The organism is Streptomyces sp. NPDC001108 (genome assembly GCF_053598535.1).
Map to the genome: position 1 here is coordinate 305,072 of NZ_JBSFKL010000005.1, position 16,745 is coordinate 321,816.

Genomic DNA, 16,745 nt, shown 5'->3' on the forward strand with positions numbered 1-16,745 from the left:
GGGTTCCTGGTGCCGGCCCGCCGGGCGCCGGTCCGCCGGGCAGGTCCCGGGCGGACGCGGCGCCCCGCGCGAGGCTCAGACGGGCTGAACCGCGCCGTCCCGCGCGTACCGCTCGTCGAGGACGAAGGCGGGATCGACCTGCGCGGCCAGATCGGCGCCCGTCTTCTCGTTGCCCCAGCTCTCCGCGTTCTTCAGGTGGAAGTGCACCATCTGCCGCGTGTAGCGCCCCCAGTCCCGCTGACCGTACGAGTCCTCCGCGGCATCCTGCAGCGCCTGGAGCGCCATCCGGTTCTCGGCCTCCAGCAGTTCGAAGCGGGCGGGCCGGCCCTTCTCCATCGTCCGTACCCAGTCGGAGTGGCCTACGGTGACCAGGAGGTCGTCGCCCACCTCGGAGCGCAGGAACTCCAGGTCGTCCTCGCCCTGCACCTTGTTGCCGATGACCTTCAGCGCGACCCCGAAGTCCCGCGCGTACTCCTTGTACTGGCGGTAGACGGAGACGCCCTTGCGGGTCGGTTCGGCAACCAGGAACGTCATGTCGAAGCGGGTGAACATTCCCGAGGCGAAGGAGTCCGAGCCGGCCGTCATGTCGACGACCACGTAGTCGTCGGGGCCGTCGACGAGGTGGTTGAGGCACAGCTCGACCGCGCCGACCTTGGAGTGGTAGCACGCCACTCCCAGATCCGACTCGGTGAACGGACCGGTGACCATCAGCCGGATCTCCCCGTCGTCCAGCTCGACCGTACGCGCGCAGGCGTCGTAGATCGGATTGTCCTCGCGGACCCGCAGCAACCGGGAACCCTCGCCGGGCGGGGTCGTCTTGATCATCGTCTCGCTGGAGGCGATGCGGGGGTTGGTGCCGCGCAGATAGTCCTTGATCAGAGGCAGGTGCGCCCCCATCGCGGGCAGTGCGGCGGCTTCCCGGTCGTCGAGGCCGAGCGCGGCCCCCAGGTGCTGGTTGATGTCGGCGTCCACGGCGACGACATCGGCTTCATTGGCGGCGAGATGGCGGATGAAGAGCGAGGACAGCGTCGTCTTGCCGCTGCCGCCCTTCCCCACGAAAGCGATCTTCATGTTCACCTAGGGTAGCGGTGTGAACGCGTTGCGCTGTCGAGCTTCGTGAAGAAGGCCACTCCCGGGCGGTATCGGTGCGGGGTGCGCGTAGCCTCCCTACTTATGAGTACGACTGCCTCTGATCCGCTCGCCGCCCTCGGCGCCCTGCCGGGTGTCGCCGACGCGGTGGACTCCGTACGCAAGGCCGTCGACCGGGTCTACGGTCACCGCGTCATGCGGCGCCGCAGCAACGAGGTCACCGCGGAGGCCGCGCTGCGCGGAGCCCGCGGTTCGGCGGCGCTCTCGGGTGCCGACTGGAGTCTGGAGGAAGTGCGGCGGCGCACCGATTTCGGCGGTGACGGCGAGGCGCGGGTGGTCGGCGCGGCGCTGCGGCTGACGGCCGAAGCGGGCCAACTGCTCTCCATCTGGCGGCAGTCGCCGTTGCGGGTCCTCGCGCGGCTGCACCTGGTCGCCGCCGGTGGAGCGACTCCCGACGACGCGGTCGGCCGGCCGCGGCTGGCCGGTGAGTCGGTGGACGAACCGTTGATCGAGGCGGCGCTGCCGTCGGCCGACGAGGTGGCCGGGCGGCTCGAGGGGCTTTCCGGGCTGGTGCTCTCGGGCACGTCGGCGCCCGCCCTGGTGGTGGCGGCGGTCGTGCACGGTGAGCTGCTGGCCCTGCGCCCGTTCGGTTCGTACAACGGTCTTGTCGCGCGGACCGCCGAGCGGATCGTGCTGGTCGGGAGCGGGCTCGATCCCAAGTCGATCTGCCCCGCCGAGGTGGGGCACGCCGAGCAGGGGCGGGCGGCCTACACCGCCGCGTTCGCGGGCTACCTCTCCGGGACGCCGGACGGGATGGCGGCCTGGATCGCCCACTGCGGCCGCTCGGTGGAACTGGGCGTCAGGGAGTCGACAGCCGTGTGCGAGGCATTGCAGCGCGGCGCCGCCTGACGGCGCGGCGGTTCGTCGGCCGGAGGGAGGGGCGACCGGCGGGTGGGGTGACCGGGAGCTGTGCCGGTCGGCGGGTGCGTCGGCCGACGGGCGCGAGGAGAAGAATCCACCTAAGTAACTTCACCGGGGTGTTTCGGGAAAATATCCGTGCGGTGTCGGCATGAGCCCCTGGTGCGCCGCATCGGCTCAGGGTCTCGGCGGTGCTTTGCTATCGGCAAAAGGGTTGCGGCGGCACCGTCCTCGGTACCGCCGCTGGCATGTCCGCCCAGTTACCATGCGTCCTCGAAATGTGCCCATCAGGTCGGGATTCTTTGCCCGTTCCCTGGTGCGGCTGGCCCGTAATCGACGGGTCGACGTCGCGTGGGTGCTCGGTTTTCATGCTCGGTCCGTGGGGCCGTCTCTGCGTTAAAGGTAATCCTCTCGGATGTCCTTGGTCTCGCGGGCCGTTGAGTCATTTGTACTCCAGAGCCGGGGTGAGCGGTAGTGGAGGCCCCACTTCTTTACTTTTGGGTTCAATTACGGGTGAGTTGGATAATTTCGACGCCCACTGTTCCGCCGCCCGTGCCTGCCGGACGGCGGAACAGCGGGCCGTATCAGGCGGGGCCCACTGCGGCGCGCCTGCGGGAGGTGTACCAGACGAGCCCCGCGGTGACGGCCGCTGCTCCCACCGCGGCCGCCGCGACCAGCGCCGGGCGCGGCGGCAGGGAGAACGTGGGCAGCCGCTGCTTGAGCCGGACCGGCCGGTTGAAGACGAGGACCGGCCACTCGCGCAGGGTCGCCTCGCGTCGCAGCGCGCGGTCCGGATTGACCGCGTGCGGATGGCCCACCGACTCCAGCATCGGTACGTCCGTGGCCGAATCGCTGTAGGCGTAGCAACGCGAGAGGTCGTACCCCTCCGACACCGCGAGGGACCTGATCGCCTCGGCCTTGGTGGGCCCGTACGCGTAGTACTCGACCTCACCGGTGAAACAGCCGTCGTCCCCGACGACCATGCGGGTCGCGACGACCCGGTCCGCGCCGAGCAGCTCACCGATCGGCTCGACGACCTCGGCGCCGGAGGTCGACACGATCACCACGTCGCGCCCGGCGGTGTGGTGTTCCTCGATGAGCGTCGCGGCTTCGTCGTAGATGATCGGGTCGATCAGATCATGGAGGGTTTCGGCAACGATTTCCTTCACTTGCTGGACGTTCCAGCCCTTGCAGAGCGCGGAGAGATATTCCCGCATCCGCTCCATCTGGTCGTGATCTGCACCCCCGGCAAGGAACACGAACTGTGCGTACGCAGTGCGCAGTACTGCGCGGCGGTTGATCAGACCGCCTTGGTAGAAGGACTTGCTGAAGGTCAGCGTCGAAGACTTCGCAATGACCGTCTTGTCCAGGTCGAAGAAGGCTGCTGTGCGCGGCAAGAAGCGGTTTTCCACAAGGCAGAGCATAGGGGGACACCATTCGGCGTAAACCCCGGCGCGTGGGTTTGCTTGAGAAGGCCCTCGGGTACACCATGGAAGTCACGGATCGTTCGCGACCGTGCTAACCCGGTCCGGCTCCTCCCCCCCCGAGTCGGCCGTGGGGACGACCCCCGCTCTCCCCCCCGGCGGGGGTCGTCGCATGTCCGGACGTGTTTCTTCCGTTCAGGATCACGCATTCCGCCCCCATTCCGACCGTGGCGAGTCGTCGGTCGAGCCGCCCTCCATCACCCTGCATCGTGACTGTGCGTAACGGAAGTGCTGCGCTGTGGAGATCGCCGATATGGGCGACGGAGTTATTCACAACGGCGGAGTTATCCACAGTTCTCAAGCAAGATCCACACGATTTTCCGCATCGCTGCACGGTGATTCCCAGCCGCGAAGTCCGCGGTTCGTGGAATCGCCCGTCCCGGGACACTCCGGGACGCCGCGGGCCACGACGCAGGTGCAGTTTCAGTGGGAAGAGGTGGGGGATTCGTGGCTGGGACCCGTGCGGGGGATCATTCGCAGGCCGCCGGAGCGCGGCGAGGCGGACCGCTGATCGTGACCGAGGACGTGGAACTGCTCGACGACCTGCTGCGGCTGTGCGCCGCGGCCGGGGCGGAGCCGGAGGTGCGCCCGTCACCGCCCGAGGACGGGGACGGGGACGGCTGGGAGCGGGCCCCGATGGTTCTCGTGGGCGACGACGCCGCCCAGCGATGCCGGGGCGCGGTGCGCAGGCGGGGCGTGATGATCGTCGGCCGAGGGCAGGATGTGCCGGAGATCTGGCGACGGGCCGTGGAGATCGGGGCCGAGTACGTGCTGCGGCTGCCCGAATCGGAGAGCTGGCTCGTCGACCAGCTGGCCAACGCGGCGGAGGGAGTGGGCCGGCCTGCGCTCACCGTGGGGGTGATCGGCGGCCGGGGCGGCGCGGGCGCGTCCACGCTGGCCTGCGCCCTCGCGGTGACCGCGGCCGGGTCCGGCCAGCGGACCATGCTGATCGACGGCGATCCGCTCGGCGGTGGCATCGACGTACTGCTCGGCGGCGAACGGGCTGAGGGGAAGCGCTGGCCCGACTTTGCCCATTCCCGAGGTCGGGTCGGCGGGGGCGCGCTGGAGGAGTCACTGCCCGAACTGCATGGGCTGCGGGTGCTCAGCTGGGGACGCGACGACTGGGTGGCCATTCCGCCGCAGGCCATGCGGGCCGTGCTGGCCGCTGCCCGCCGACTCGGTGGAGTGGTGGTGGTCGACCTGCCGCGCCGGTTCGACGAATCGGTGGCCGAGGCGCTCGCCCAGCTGGACCTCGGACTGCTGGTGGTGCCGGGCGAACTCCGCGCCGTCGCCGCGGCGAAGCGGATCGCGTCGATGGCCGGGGCTGCCCTCGACGACCTGCGAGTGGTGTGCCGCGGGCCGTACGCGGCGGGCCTCGACGCCCCCTGGGTGGCGCAGGCGCTGGAGCTGCCCCTGGCCGGTGAACTTCCGCTCGACAGCGGGCTGTCGACGGCCCAGGACGAAGGCGCGCCGCCGGGTGGCAGCGCGCGCGGTTCGATGGCCAGGTTCTGTACGGCGTTCTGGGAGCAGGTCCTCGTGGAGGAGCGCTCGGCGGGAAGCGCCAAGGGCGGTGTGTCATGACGGAGACACTGCTCGACGCCGTACGGCAGCGGCTCGCGCAGAGCGGCACGGCGCCGACGCCGGCCGGGGTGGCGGCCGCGCTGCGCGCCCAGGGGAGGCTGCTCGGCGATACGGAAGTGCTCGGTGCGGCCGATGAGTTGCGCGGTGAGCTGGTCGGTACGGGGGTGTTGGAGCCGCTGCTCGCCGATCCGGCGGTGACGGACGTGCTGGTGTCCGCTCCGGACCGGGTGTGGGTGGATCGGGGCGGCGGGATCGAGCTCACCGGGGTGACCTTCACGGACGCCGCCGCGGTGCGCAGGCTGGCGCAGCGGCTGGCCGCCGTGGCGGGGCGGCGGCTGGACGACGCCCGTCCCTGGGTGGACGCGCGGCTGCCGGACGGCACCCGTATGCACGCGGTACTGCCGCCGGTGTCCGTGGGCTCGACGTGCCTGTCGCTGCGGGTCGTACGGCCCAGGGCCTTCTCGCTGGCGGAGCTGGTGGCGGCGGGGACGGTCCCGCCGGGTGGCGACCGGATGCTGCGGGCCCTGGTCGAGGCCCGGGTCTCGTACCTGATCAGCGGGGGCACGGGAGCGGGCAAGACGACGCTGCTGTCGAGTCTGCTGGGGGCGGTCGGGGAGCGCGAGCGGATCGTGCTCGCCGAGGACTCGGCGGAGCTGCGGCCGGACCATCCGCATGTGGTGCGGCTGGAGTCCCGCCCCGCGAACCAGGAGGGGGCGGGCCGGGTGACGCTCCGGGACCTGGTGCGGCAGGCGTTGCGGATGCGGCCCGACCGGCTGGTGGTCGGGGAGGTGCGGGGCGCCGAGGTCACCGATCTCCTGGCCGCGCTGAACACGGGCCACGAGGGCGGTTGCGGCACTGTGCACGCCAATGCCGCCGAGCATGTACCGGCCCGTCTGGAGGCGTTGGGCACGGCGGCCGGGCTGGACCGGGCGGCGCTCCACAGCCAGCTGGCGGCGGCGCTGTCGGTGGTGGTGCACCTTGCGCGGGACCGGTCCGGTCAGCGGCGGATCGCCGAGGTGCAGGTCCTGGAGCGGGATGCGTCCGGGCTGGTGGTGACCGTGCCCGCGCTGCGCTGGGGTGCCGACGGGTTCGTGCGGGAACGGGGCTGGGAGCGACTGCGGTCCCTGGTCGGGGGTGCCTGGTGAGCGGGGGAGCGTCCACGGGGCTGTCGGTGGGGGTGAGCTGCGCGGTGGCCCTGTGCGCCGGGGCGGCGGCCTGGCTGGTGGTGGCGCGGGACCACGGGCGGTGGCGGGCCGATGCCTTGCTCGTCGCCCCGGGTGGTGCCCGGTCGGTGGGGTGGAAAAGGGCCGGGGCGCGGGTACGGCAGCGGTTGTCGGGGCGGTGGGAGCTGCTCTGCCTCGTGGCGGCGGCGGTCGTCGCGGTGCTGGGGCGGTCGGTGCTGCCGTTGCCGGCCGGTGTGGTGGCGGTGCCGGTGGTACGGAGGTGGCTGCGACGGCGGGCCCGGGGGCGGGAGAGGGAACGCCGCGCCGCCGGGGTGGTGGCGCTGTGCGGTGCGGTCGTGGGTGAGCTGCGGGCCGGGCACGAACCGGGGCGGGCGTTGCTCGTGGCCGTCCGCGACACCGGAGCCCTGGGCGCGGAGGAGGCCGCTGTGTCCGCCGCGGCCCGGTTCGGCGGCGATGTTCCGGCGGCGCTCCGGCAGGCGGCGCGCGAGCCGGGGCTGGAGGGGCTCGCCGGGGTGGCGGCCTGCTGGCGCGTGGCGGCGGACCGCGGGGCCGGGCTCGCGGCGGGGATGGACCGCCTGGAAGGCGCGTTGCGGGCGGAGGCGCGTGGCCGGGCCGAGTTGCGGGCCCAACTGGCGGGGGCCTGGTCGACGGTGGCCGTACTGGCACTGCTCCCGGTGCTGGGGCTCGGGCTCGGGGCGGCGCTCGGGGCCGACCCGTTGCGGGTGCTGCTGCACACCCCGGCCGGTCTGGCCTGCCTGGCGACGGGCGGCCTGCTGGAGGCGGCCGGGCTCCGTTGGGCCGCCGGGATCGTACGGGCGGGGGAGGCGGCATGAGCGCGGGGGCCGGCGAGGTGGTCCGGCAGCTGGTGGCGGTGTGCGCGGTGTCGAGCGCGCTCGTGGCGGTGGGGCTCGTCCTGGCCGGGACGGCCCGTCGGCGGGCGGTACGTCGTCGGGGCGCGGCGCTGATGGCGGTCGAGGGGCGAGGGAGGCCCCGGGGCGGGCCGGCGCCGTGGTGCGCCGTGCCCGGCGCCCGGGTGAAGGAGTGGGCCGTGCCGCTGGGGGTCGTGGCGGTGGGCTGGGTCCTGGTCGGCGGCCTGCTGGGGTGCCTGGCGGGGCTGGCCGGGGCGTACGGGGCCCGCCGGTGGCAACGGGGTCGGCAAGGGCACGCGGCCCGGGCGGCGGATACGGCGGAGGTGAGGCGTCAGCTCCCGCTGGCGGCCGATCTGCTGGCCGCCTGCCTCTCCGCCGGGGCCGGCCCCCGGGAGGCGGCGGAGGCGGTGGGGGAGTCACTGGGCGGATCGGTCGGGGACCGGCTGGCGCGGGTGGCTGCGGAGATCCGTCTGGGCGGTGACCCTTCGGCGGCCTGGGGGAGGTTCGGGGAGATACCGGGGGCCGGCCCGCTGGCCCGCTGTCTGGACCGTGCGGGGTCGACGGGGGCACCGGCGGCGGAGCCGGTGGCGCGGCTGGCCGAGGCGATGCGGGCGGAACGGACGAGCGCGGCCGTGGCACGGGCGCAGCGGGCGGCCGTGGCGGTCACCGCCCCGGTGGGGCTCTGCTTCCTCCCCGCGTTCCTGCTGGTCGGTGTGGCGCCGGTGGTGTTCGGCCTGGCGAACGGGCTGCTGCGTACGGGGTGACGCAAGTCAGCCGCGTACAAAACATCTGAAAAGTGCGTGTGCAATCAATTTCTGGATGAATCAAGAATTTCACGGGGGTTTGTAATGATGCGGCGAATCAGGAACTGGGTACGGGGCATGGCGCGCCGGGGCCGGTCGGACGACGGAATGACGACATCCGAATACGCGGTGGGAACCATCGCGGCCTGTGCCTTCGCGGCGGTTCTCTACAAGGTGGTCACCAGCCAGCCGGTCATGACCGCGTTGCAGTCGCTGGTGAAGGAAGCGCTCGATGCGAAGTTCTGAGAACGACCGGGGTGCGGTGACGGCGGAGGCGGCCATGGCGATTCCGGTGCTGGTGGTGTTCGCGATGACGCTGGTCTGGGCGCTGGTGGCCGCCTCCGCCCAGATCCGGTGCGTGGACGCGGCACGGGCCGGGGCGAGGGCGGCGGCCCGGTCCGAGCCGGAGCCGCAGGTGCTGGAGGCGGCCCGCTCGGCGGCCCCCGGAGGGGCGGACGTCGCGCTGGAGCGGACCGGGGAGCTGTGGCGGGTGCGCGTGGCGGCGTCCACCCCCGGTCCGGGCCCGCTGGCCCTGACGCTGCACGCGGAGGCGGTCGCACTGGCCGAGGACACGGTGGGGGCGGCGCCATGACTCCGACGGGTGGACGGAGCGAACAGAGCGTACGGGGGCGGGCGGCCGTCTCCGTACGGGCGGCCACCGCGGCCGTGGCCCGGCTCCGTACGGCGGTTTCGGCCCGGTCGCGCGGGGACCGGGGCCTGGCCACGGTGTGGGTGGCGATGACGGCGGCCACGCTGTGCGCGGTGTTCGCGGTGGTGCTGGCCCTCGGGCAGGTGGTGGTCGTCCGGCACCGGGCGGGCGGTGCGGCGGACCTGGCGGCCCTGGCCGCGGCCGACCGTGCGCTGCTCGGCCCCGAGGAGGCGTGCGCGGCCGCCGGGCGGGTGGCCGCGGCGCAGGGAGCGACGGTGGTCCGGTGTTCGGTGAGCGGGGAGATCGCCGATGTGACGGCCCGGGTCGCCTTCGGCCGGTACGGGCCGGAGGTCAGGTCCCGGGCCGGCCCTCCGGCGGCTGGACCTGGCGTTCCTGGGTCCGTCGGCCCTCCGGCGGCTGGACCTGGCGTTCCTGGGTCCGCCGGTCCTCTGTCGGCTGGTCCTGGCGTTCCGGGGCCCGACGGCTCTCTGTCGGCTGTTCCTCGCGTTCCTCGGCCAGATGGGCCTGACGGCCCAGGCGGCCCTCCGTCGGCTCGTCCCGGTGCTCCGGGGCCGCCGGCGCGGGCCGGACCGCTTCCGGGTTCGCGGGGTCCGGGGGAGCGGACCGCAGGAGCTCGGTGAGCAGGCGTACGGCGCCGCGTTTGTGCAGCGGTTCGTTGCCGTTGCCGCATTTGGGGGACTGGACGCAGGACGGGCAGCCCGCCTCGCACTCGCAGGAGGCGATCGCCTGACGGGTCGCGGTCAGCCAGGCACGGGCGGTGTGGAAGGCCCGCTCGGCGAACCCGGCACCGCCCGGGTGGCCGTCGTACACGAAGACCGTGGGCAGCAGGGTGTCGGGGTGCAGCGGTACGGAGACGCCGCCGATGTCCCACCGGTCGCAGGTGGCGAAGAGCGGCAGCATGCCGATCGAGGCGTGCTCGGCGGCGTGCAGGGCGCCGCCGAGGATCTCCGGGTTGATCCGGGCGGCGTCGAGCTGGTCCTCGGTGACCGTCCACCAGACGGCCCGGGTGCGCAGGGTGCGGGGCGGCAGGTCCAGCTTGGTCTCGCCGAGGACCTCTCCGGTGAGCAGTCTGCGCCGCAGGAAGGAGACGACCTGGCTGGTGACCTCCACGGAGCCGTAGCAGAGCCGCCCGTCACCCCACGGGATCTCGGCGTCGGTCTCCAGGACCGCGATGGAGGTGGTGTCGCGCGCCGTGGTCGAGTACGGCGGGGCGGCCTCCTCCACCAGGGCCACCGCGTCCTCCAGGTCGAGCTTCCGGACCAGGTAGGTGCGGCCCTGGTGGAGGTGGACGGCGCCCTCGTGGACGGAGGCGTGCGCGTCCGATTCGTCGACGGTGCCCAGCAGCCGGCCGGTGCCCTCCTCGACGATCTGGACGGGGCGGCCGCCCCCGCCACGGATGTCGGTGAGGTCGGCGGCACGCTCGCGGCGGGTCCAGTGCCAGCCCGACGCCCGTTTCCGCAGTAGCTTCGCGGCCTCCAGCTGCGGCAGCAGCCCGGAGGCGGCCGGGCCGAAGAGTTCCAGGTCGGGCCCGGTGAGCGGGAGCTCCGACGCGGCGGCGCACAGATGGGGGGCGAGGACGTACGGATTGTCGGGATCGAGGACGGTGGACTCCACGGGCTGCTGGAACAGCGCCTCGGGGTGGTGGACGAGGAAGGTGTCCAGCGGGTCGTCACGGGCCACCAGGACGGCCAGCGCGCCCCTGCCGGAGCGCCCCGCGCGTCCCGCCTGCTGCCACAGCGACGCCCTGGTGCCGGGGTAGCCCGCGATGACGACGGCGTCCAGGCCGGAGACGTCGATGCCGAGTTCGAGGGCGGTGGTGGCGGCCAGCCCGAGCAGCTGCCCGGAGTGCAGGGCGCGCTCCAGGGCCCGGCGCTCCTCGGGGAGGTAGCCGCCCCGGTAGGCGGCGACCCGGTCCGGCAGGGAGCGGTCCACCTCGGCGAGACGTTCCTTCGCGATGACGGAGATCAGCTCGGCGCCGCGCCGGGAGCGTACGAAGGCGACCGAACGGACGCCCTGGACGGTGAGGTCGGTGAGGAGGTCCGCGGTCTCGGCGGTGGCGGTGCGCCGGACGGGGGCGCCCTGCTCGCCGTTCAGTTCGGTCAGGGGCGGCTCCCACAGGGCGAAGACCATCTCGCCGCGGGGCGAGGAGTCGTCGGCCACCTCCTGGACCGGCAGACCGGTGAGGCGGCCCGCCGCCACGGAGGGCTCGGCCGCGGTGGCGGAGGCGAGGAGGAAGACGGGATCGGCGCCGTAGCGGGCGCACAGGCGGCGGAGTCGGCGTATCACCTGGGCGACGTGGGAGCCGAAGACGCCGCGGTAGGTGTGGCACTCGTCGATCACGACGAAGCGCAGCGCGCGCAGGAAGGAGGACCAGCGGGGATGGGCGGGGAGTATCCCGCGGTGCAGCATGTCGGGATTGGTCAGGACGTAGTTGGCGTACTGCCGGACCCACTCGCGTTCCTCCACCGGGGTGTCGCCGTCGTAGACCGCGGGCCGGACGGCGTTGCCGAGGGGGGCGGCGAGCTGTTTCACCCCCCGCCGCTGATCGGCGGCCAGGGCCTTGGTGGGGGCCAGGTACAGGGCGGTCGTGCCGCGGCCGTTCGGGGCCTCGGAGCCGTCGAGCAGGGTGCTGAGGACCGGGGCGAGATAGGCGAGTGACTTGCCGGAGGCCGTGCCGGTGGCGATTACGACGGATTCGCCGTCCAGCGCGTGCTCGGCGGCGGCCGCCTGGTGGACCCACGGGTGTTCGATTCCGGCCCGCTGGATCGCGGCGACGACTTCCGGCCGGATGCGATCGGGCCATATGGCATGGGTTCCCGTACGCGGGGGCAAGTGCTCCGTATGAGTGATGCGCGCGGATCGGCCCGCCACGGCGGCGAGCCGGTCGAGGACCATGGCGGGAGAAGGGCTGGGGTCGCTGTTCCCGGGTGGTCGACCGGGGCGGTGATTCTTGGCCATCGGCACCGAGTGTGTCACTGGCGTGACGGACAATGGTCCCAAGGCGTCGTGCATGGCTGCTGGTAAGTGATTGAATGCCATCGCGGCTGGCGATCCGTCCCCCGGCTCCGCCGGGGAGACCGAGGGGCGACCGCTCGATAGCAAGGTGCTGGAGGATCCGTGGACCTGTCCTTGTCGACTCGCAATGTGTCCGGCCCTGGTGGCGACCGTACGGTCGTCGAGGTCGGTGGCGAGATTGATGTGTATACCGCGCCCAAGCTGCGCGAGCAGTTGGTGGAGTTGGTGAATGACGGCAGCTACCACCTGGTTGTCGACATGGAAGGCGTCGACTTCCTCGACTCCACCGGCCTCGGCGTGCTCGTGGGTGGCCTGAAGCGTGTCCGGGCCCATGAGGGCTCGCTGCGTCTGGTCTGCAACCAGGAGCGCATTCTCAAGATCTTCCGGATCACCGGTCTGACCAAGGTGTTCCCGATCCACACCACGGTCGACGAGGCCGTGGCGGCCACCGACTGATCGTCGGTCCGTAGCCGGGCCACCGGCCGGAGGGCGAGGCGTTCGGAGGAACGTCGGCCAGTCGGCCGGTGAGGCGTTCGCCGATGACCGGGCAGATGCTGCCCGGGCGGCCCTCGCCGGTCCGCCCGCTGTCGACCCGTCGGTCGCCGACTGTCGGCCACCGGCTGCCGTGCGCTGCCCGCCGTCCGCCGTTCAGCGGTCCGCCGTTCAGGTGCTCGGCGGATGTCGTCCGGTGAGACCGCTTCTCGGCCGCTGTCCGGGGCGCCCGCCGCCGTGGCGGCCGTCGGCCGGGTCCGGCGGTGGGTCGACGGCCCGCCCCGACCGGTGGGCGACGACGCGACCGGGGCACCGCCGGTGCCGGAAGATGGAACGCGGAAGAAGAACAGGGACGCCGGGCCGTGCGCCCGGGGCCCGGATGCACGCCCGTACGTCTGAGGGGGATCGCATGGCCACCGTTGAACTCCGCTTCAGTGCCCAACCCGAACATGTCAGGACGGCCCGCCTCGTGGCGGCCGCCATGGCGCGCCGGGCCGGGGTCGACGAGGCCGTGCTCGACGAGGTCAGGCTCGCCGTCGGCGAGGCATGCAGCCGTGCGGTCGGACTGCACCGCACCCATGGCATCACCACACCCGTCTCCGTCGCCCTGATCGAGGGGGAGAAGTCCTTCTCCGTCGAGGTCGGCGACGAGGTGCCGGGGCCGGGGGCGGATTCCGTCGAATCCGATGGCGGCGCGCGCGGTGCCACGGAAGGCCCGGCGGGGCTCGACCAGCCGGATCGCGAGAGCGGGGCGGACGGCGAGGACGAGATGGGGCTCGCGGTCATCAGCGGCCTCGTCGACGACATGGAGGTGTTGTCGGGGGCCAACGGCGGAGTGATCCGTATGAGCTGGCCCAAGGCGCCCGCGCCGGTGTTGCCGTAACCGTCTGCTGCCGTAACCCCGGGCCGGCATAACCCCAGGCCGCCGCCGTAACTTCGCGCGGTCCGGCACGGTCCCGGTGTCGCCGCTCGATTTTCGAGGCCCTGCTGAGCAGGGCCTCTTTCCTTTTTCCGTGACCAATGATCAGCGGAGAACGTGCCTGCCCCATTACTGCATTCGGGTCGATACCGAGAGGCGATCATTTATCGGCCGGTCGGCCGCGGGTAATGACATTTACCCGCACGCTGTTTTGATCGGCTCCCGCTCCCTACAATTCGTCCACGTCTTGAGCGCTGAGCTTCAAGGAGGACGTATGGCGGAGTTCTTCAACACCCCACTGGCCGTACTGACGCAAGAATCCGCATTCTCAGCACCCCCCGGCCGGTCCGCTTCCGCGGCGGCCGTGGTTCTCACCGACGGCAACCGGGCCATCGTGGTCGGTGTCGCGGTCGTCGCCCTCGTCGCCCTGGTGGTCGCCGGACTGCTGGTACGGCAGGTGCTGGCGGCCGGCGAGGGGACCGAGCGCATGAAGTCGATCGCCGCGGCCGTCCAGGAGGGCGCGAACGCCTATCTGGCCCGGCAACTGCGTACGGTCGGTCTCTTTGCCGTGGTGGTTTTCTTCCTGCTTCTGCTGCTTCCGGCCGACAACTGGTCGCAGCGGGCGGGCCGTTCGTTGTTCTTCCTGGTGGGTGCTGCTTTCTCGGCGGCCACCGGATACATCGGAATGAGGCTCGCCGTACGCAGTAATGTCCGTGTGGCGGCTGCTGCGCGTGAGGCGACTCCCGGGGAGGGTGAGCCGGAAAAGGACCTCACCACCGTCGCGCACCGGGCAATGAAGATCGCATTTCGTACCGGTGGTGTGGTCGGCATGATCACTGTCGGGCTCGGTCTGCTCGGTGCGTCCTGCGTCGTGCTCGTCTACGCCGCCGACGCCCCGAAGGTGCTGGAGGGCTTCGGCCTCGGCGCCGCACTGATCGCCATGTTCATGAGGGTCGGCGGTGGCATCTTCACCAAGGCGGCGGACGTCGGGGCCGACCTCGTCGGCAAGGTCGAGCAGGGCATCCCGGAGGACGACCCGCGCAACGCGGCCACCATCGCGGACAACGTGGGCGACAACGTCGGCGACTGCGCGGGGATGGCGGCCGACCTCTTCGAGTCGTACGCCGTGACGCTCGTCGCCGCGCTCATCCTCGGCAAGGCCGCGTTCGGGGACTTCGGGCTGGCCTTCCCGCTGATCGTTCCGGCGATCGGGGTGATCACGGCGATGATCGGGATCTTCGCGGTCGTCCCCCGGCGTGCCGACCGCAGCGGGATGACCGCGATCAACCGCGGTTTCTTCGTCTCCGCGGTGGTCTCGCTGGCGCTGGTGGCCGTGGCCGCGTTCTCCTATCTGCCGTCCTCGTACGCGGAGCTGGACGGTGTCACCGACCGTGCCATCACGTCGCACGGCGGCGATCCGCGGATCTTCGCCCTGGTCGCCGTCGCCATCGGCATCGTGCTGGCCGCCCTGATCCAGCAGCTGACCGGCTACTTCACCGAGACGGACCGGCGCCCGGTCCGGGACATCGGGAAGTCCTCACTGACCGGCCCGGCCACCGTCGTCCTCGCCGGTGTCTCCATCGGGCTGGAGTCCGCCGTCTACACGGCGCTGCTGATCGGCCTGGGCGTGTACGGGGCGTTCCTGCTCGGCGGCACGTCGATCATGCTGGCGCTCTTCGCCGTGGCCCTGGCGGGGACCGGGCTGCTCACCACCGTCGGTGTCATCGTGGCCATGGACACCTTCGGCCCGGTCTCGGACAACGCGCAGGGCATCGCCGAGATGTCCGGCGACGTGACGGGGGCCGGTGCGCAGGTCCTGACCGATCTGGACGCCGTCGGCAACACCACCAAGGCCATCACCAAGGGCATCGCCATCGCCACCGCCGTGCTGGCGGCGTCGGCGCTCTTCGGCTCGTACCGCGACGCGATCGCCACCGCGGTCGACGACGTCGGGGCACGGGCCGGGGAGCTGACGCTCAGCCTGGACATCTCGCAGCCCAACAACCTGGTGGGCCTGATCCTCGGGGCGGCGGTCGTCTTCCTCTTCTCCGGGCTCGCGATCAGCGCGGTGTCGCGGTCGGCGGGGGCCGTGGTGTACGAGGTGCGGCGGCAGTTCCGCGAGCATCCCGGGATCATGGACTACTCGGAGAAGCCGGAGTACGGGCGCGTGGTCGACATTTGCACCAAGGACGCCCTGCGCGAGCTCGCCACCCCCGGGCTGCTGGCCGTCATGGCGCCGATCGCCGTCGGCTTCACGCTCGGGGTGGGGGCGCTGGGGTCCTACCTCGCGGGTGCCATCGGGGCCGGCACGCTGATGGCGGTCTTCCTCGCCAACTCCGGCGGCGCGTGGGACAACGCGAAGAAGCTCGTCGAGGACGGCCATCACGGCGGAAAGGGCAGCGAGGCCCATGCCGCGACCGTCATCGGCGACACGGTGGGCGACCCGTTCAAGGACACGGCGGGCCCGGCGATCAACCCGCTGCTCAAGGTGATGAACCTGGTCGCCCTGCTCATCGCCCCGGCGGTGGTGCAGTTCAGCTACGGGCAGCACGCGAGCGCCGGAGTGCGCGCGGTGGCGGCGGCGGTCGCCGTCGCGGTCATCGTCGGCGCGGTGTACGTGTCCAAGCGGCGCGGGGTCGCGGTGGGCGCCGAGGACGTGTGACCCGGGACGTGTGACCCGGGACGGGTGGCCGGGCGCCGGTCGTCGAGGTCGGGCGACCGGTGTCCTGCGCCTGGGCCCGGCGCCCGGTGTTCGGGCTCCGGGCTCCGGCCAACATGCCTGTCGGGCTGCGGTGCTGATGGGGCGTCCGCTGAAGAAGGCGGCGATGCGGTATCAACCGTTCGGGTGGTGATGCGCGCATGCGTTCCTGGGCTCCGAGCGCTGGGCGGGTGAGTTGTATCTCCTTCGATCTCCTTGGTGCAAATGGCTGCAAAAGGTCACCCATCGGACAGCTGGCATCCGGGTAGCGGGTGCTCGCCGTGTAAGTTCCGGGGCCGAGAGTCTTGGAAGGGACCGATCCGGTGAACAAGAAGCTTGCGGCCGCGCTGTCCTGCGGCGCGGTACTGGTACTGACGCTGTCGGGGTGCGGCGGCGACGACAACAGCGCCAAGGTGAACGACTGGTCCAAGAAGGTCTGCGACAAGGTCCAGCCGCAGCTCCAGAAGATCGCGAACGCCAACGCCGCCATCCAGCAGCAGACCGCGGACAACAGCAAGCCCGCCGACGTCCAGAAGACGGACTCGGCCGCCTTCCAGCAGATCTCGCAGGCGTACAAGGCGCTGGGCGCGGCGGTCGACGCCGCCGGTCCGCCGCCGGTCGAGGACGGCGAGACCACGCACAAGGAGGCCGTCAAGGAACTCGACGCCTCCTCCGTGGCGTACGCGAACCTGCAGAAGAAGGTCGACGCGCTGGACACGAAGGACCAGGCGGCGTTCGCCGACGGGCTCAAGGGCATCGCCGAGGAACTGACCAAGATCAGCAGCAGTGGTGACGAGTCGTTGAAGAAGCTCCAGTCCGGCGACGTCGGCGCCGCGATGGCCAAGCAGAAGGGCTGCCAGAAGCCGAAGCCCTCGGCTCCGGCGGAGAACACCAAGCCGTCCGAGCCCGCCGCGCCCAGCAAGAAGGCGTGACGCGGCGCCGGCGACGCCCTGTGTGAGGGACGGCCGGGCGGGCCGCGCGAGTGGTCCGGGCACGGGGCCGCTGCCGTTGTCGGTGGGAGCG

The 16,745-nt window shown here is 72.0% G+C and carries 14 protein-coding genes and 1 pseudogene; 12 read left to right on the forward strand and 3 right to left on the reverse strand.

Annotated elements, in window-relative coordinates:
- Positions 1-75: 75 nt before the first annotated feature.
- A complete protein-coding gene (locus ACWC97_RS14860; RefSeq protein WP_450649532.1) occupies positions 76-1,071 on the reverse strand; it encodes an ATP-binding protein in 996 nt (331 codons plus the stop codon).
- A gap of 102 nt (positions 1,072-1,173) precedes the next feature.
- On the opposite strand from ACWC97_RS14860, the gene ACWC97_RS14865 reads away from it, so the two are divergent.
- Positions 1,174-1,998 (forward strand): Fic family protein, encoded by an 825-nt coding sequence (locus ACWC97_RS14865; RefSeq protein ID WP_352275619.1) that lies wholly within the window; start codon positions 1,174-1,176, stop codon positions 1,996-1,998.
- 593 nt (positions 1,999-2,591) lie between these two features.
- Here ACWC97_RS14865 and ACWC97_RS14870 read toward each other — a convergent pair.
- Positions 2,592-3,431 (reverse strand): HAD family hydrolase, encoded by an 840-nt coding sequence (locus ACWC97_RS14870; RefSeq protein WP_352275617.1) that lies wholly within the window; start codon positions 3,429-3,431, stop codon positions 2,592-2,594.
- A gap of 573 nt (positions 3,432-4,004) precedes the next feature.
- Here ACWC97_RS14870 and ssd point away from each other — a divergent pair.
- The 7 genes and pseudogenes from ssd to ACWC97_RS14905 form a co-directional block, all read left to right on the forward strand.
- Positions 4,005-5,072 (forward strand): septum site-determining protein Ssd, encoded by a 1,068-nt coding sequence (ssd, locus tag ACWC97_RS14875; RefSeq protein ID WP_450649535.1) that lies wholly within the window; start codon positions 4,005-4,007, stop codon positions 5,070-5,072.
- The gene (locus tag ACWC97_RS14880; protein ID WP_450649537.1) at positions 5,069-6,217 is read left to right on the forward strand and encodes a TadA family conjugal transfer-associated ATPase; all 1,149 of its coding nucleotides are present in this window, start codon (positions 5,069-5,071) and stop codon (positions 6,215-6,217) included. The genes ssd and ACWC97_RS14880 overlap by 4 nt, the downstream gene beginning before the upstream one ends.
- Entirely contained in the window at positions 6,214-7,089 is an 876-nt protein-coding gene (locus ACWC97_RS14885; protein ID WP_450649538.1) for a type II secretion system F family protein, read from the forward strand. Before ACWC97_RS14880 ends, ACWC97_RS14885 begins: the two co-directional genes overlap by 4 nt.
- Positions 7,086-7,889 carry a type II secretion system F family protein gene (locus ACWC97_RS14890; RefSeq protein ID WP_450649540.1) on the forward strand — a complete coding sequence of 268 codons (804 nt, stop codon included), beginning with the start codon at positions 7,086-7,088 and terminating at the stop codon, positions 7,887-7,889. Before ACWC97_RS14885 ends, ACWC97_RS14890 begins: the two co-directional genes overlap by 4 nt.
- An 84-nt stretch (positions 7,890-7,973) precedes the next feature.
- Positions 7,974-8,174 carry a DUF4244 domain-containing protein gene (locus tag ACWC97_RS14895; protein WP_385203541.1) on the forward strand — a complete coding sequence of 67 codons (201 nt, stop codon included), beginning with the start codon at positions 7,974-7,976 and terminating at the stop codon, positions 8,172-8,174.
- A complete protein-coding gene (locus ACWC97_RS14900; protein ID WP_352275612.1) occupies positions 8,161-8,520 on the forward strand; it encodes a TadE family type IV pilus minor pilin in 360 nt (119 codons plus the stop codon). Before ACWC97_RS14895 ends, ACWC97_RS14900 begins: the two co-directional genes overlap by 14 nt.
- Positions 8,517-8,885 (forward strand): annotated as a pseudogene (locus tag ACWC97_RS14905) (Rv3654c family TadE-like protein); the annotation flags it as partial. The gene ACWC97_RS14900 and the pseudogene ACWC97_RS14905, both read left to right, overlap by 4 nt.
- Positions 8,886-8,928: 43 nt before the next feature.
- Here the strand turns inward: ACWC97_RS14905 and ACWC97_RS14910 are convergent.
- Positions 8,929-11,637, reverse strand: coding sequence for a DEAD/DEAH box helicase (locus ACWC97_RS14910; protein WP_450649542.1), 2,709 nt, complete (start codon positions 11,635-11,637; stop codon positions 8,929-8,931).
- A gap of 78 nt (positions 11,638-11,715) precedes the next feature.
- Here ACWC97_RS14910 and ACWC97_RS14915 point away from each other — a divergent pair, with 78 nt between their 5' ends.
- The 4 genes from ACWC97_RS14915 to ACWC97_RS14930 all read left to right on the forward strand — a co-directional run bounded on the left by ACWC97_RS14915 (position 11,716) and on the right by ACWC97_RS14930 (position 16,654).
- On the forward strand, positions 11,716-12,069 hold the full coding sequence (locus ACWC97_RS14915; RefSeq protein ID WP_003967428.1) for an STAS domain-containing protein: 354 nt from the start codon (positions 11,716-11,718) through the stop codon (positions 12,067-12,069).
- Between the two features lie 445 nt (positions 12,070-12,514).
- On the forward strand, positions 12,515-12,988 hold the full coding sequence (locus ACWC97_RS14920) for an ATP-binding protein (protein WP_352275609.1): 474 nt from the start codon (positions 12,515-12,517) through the stop codon (positions 12,986-12,988).
- A gap of 310 nt (positions 12,989-13,298) precedes the next feature.
- Positions 13,299-15,686, forward strand: a complete 2,388-nt coding sequence (locus tag ACWC97_RS14925) for a sodium-translocating pyrophosphatase (protein ID WP_450649545.1) — start codon at positions 13,299-13,301, stop codon at positions 15,684-15,686.
- Positions 15,687-16,045: 359 nt separating this feature from the next.
- Positions 16,046-16,654, forward strand: coding sequence for a small secreted protein (locus ACWC97_RS14930; RefSeq protein ID WP_385203553.1), 609 nt, complete (start codon positions 16,046-16,048; stop codon positions 16,652-16,654).
- Positions 16,655-16,745 lie beyond the last annotated feature (91 nt).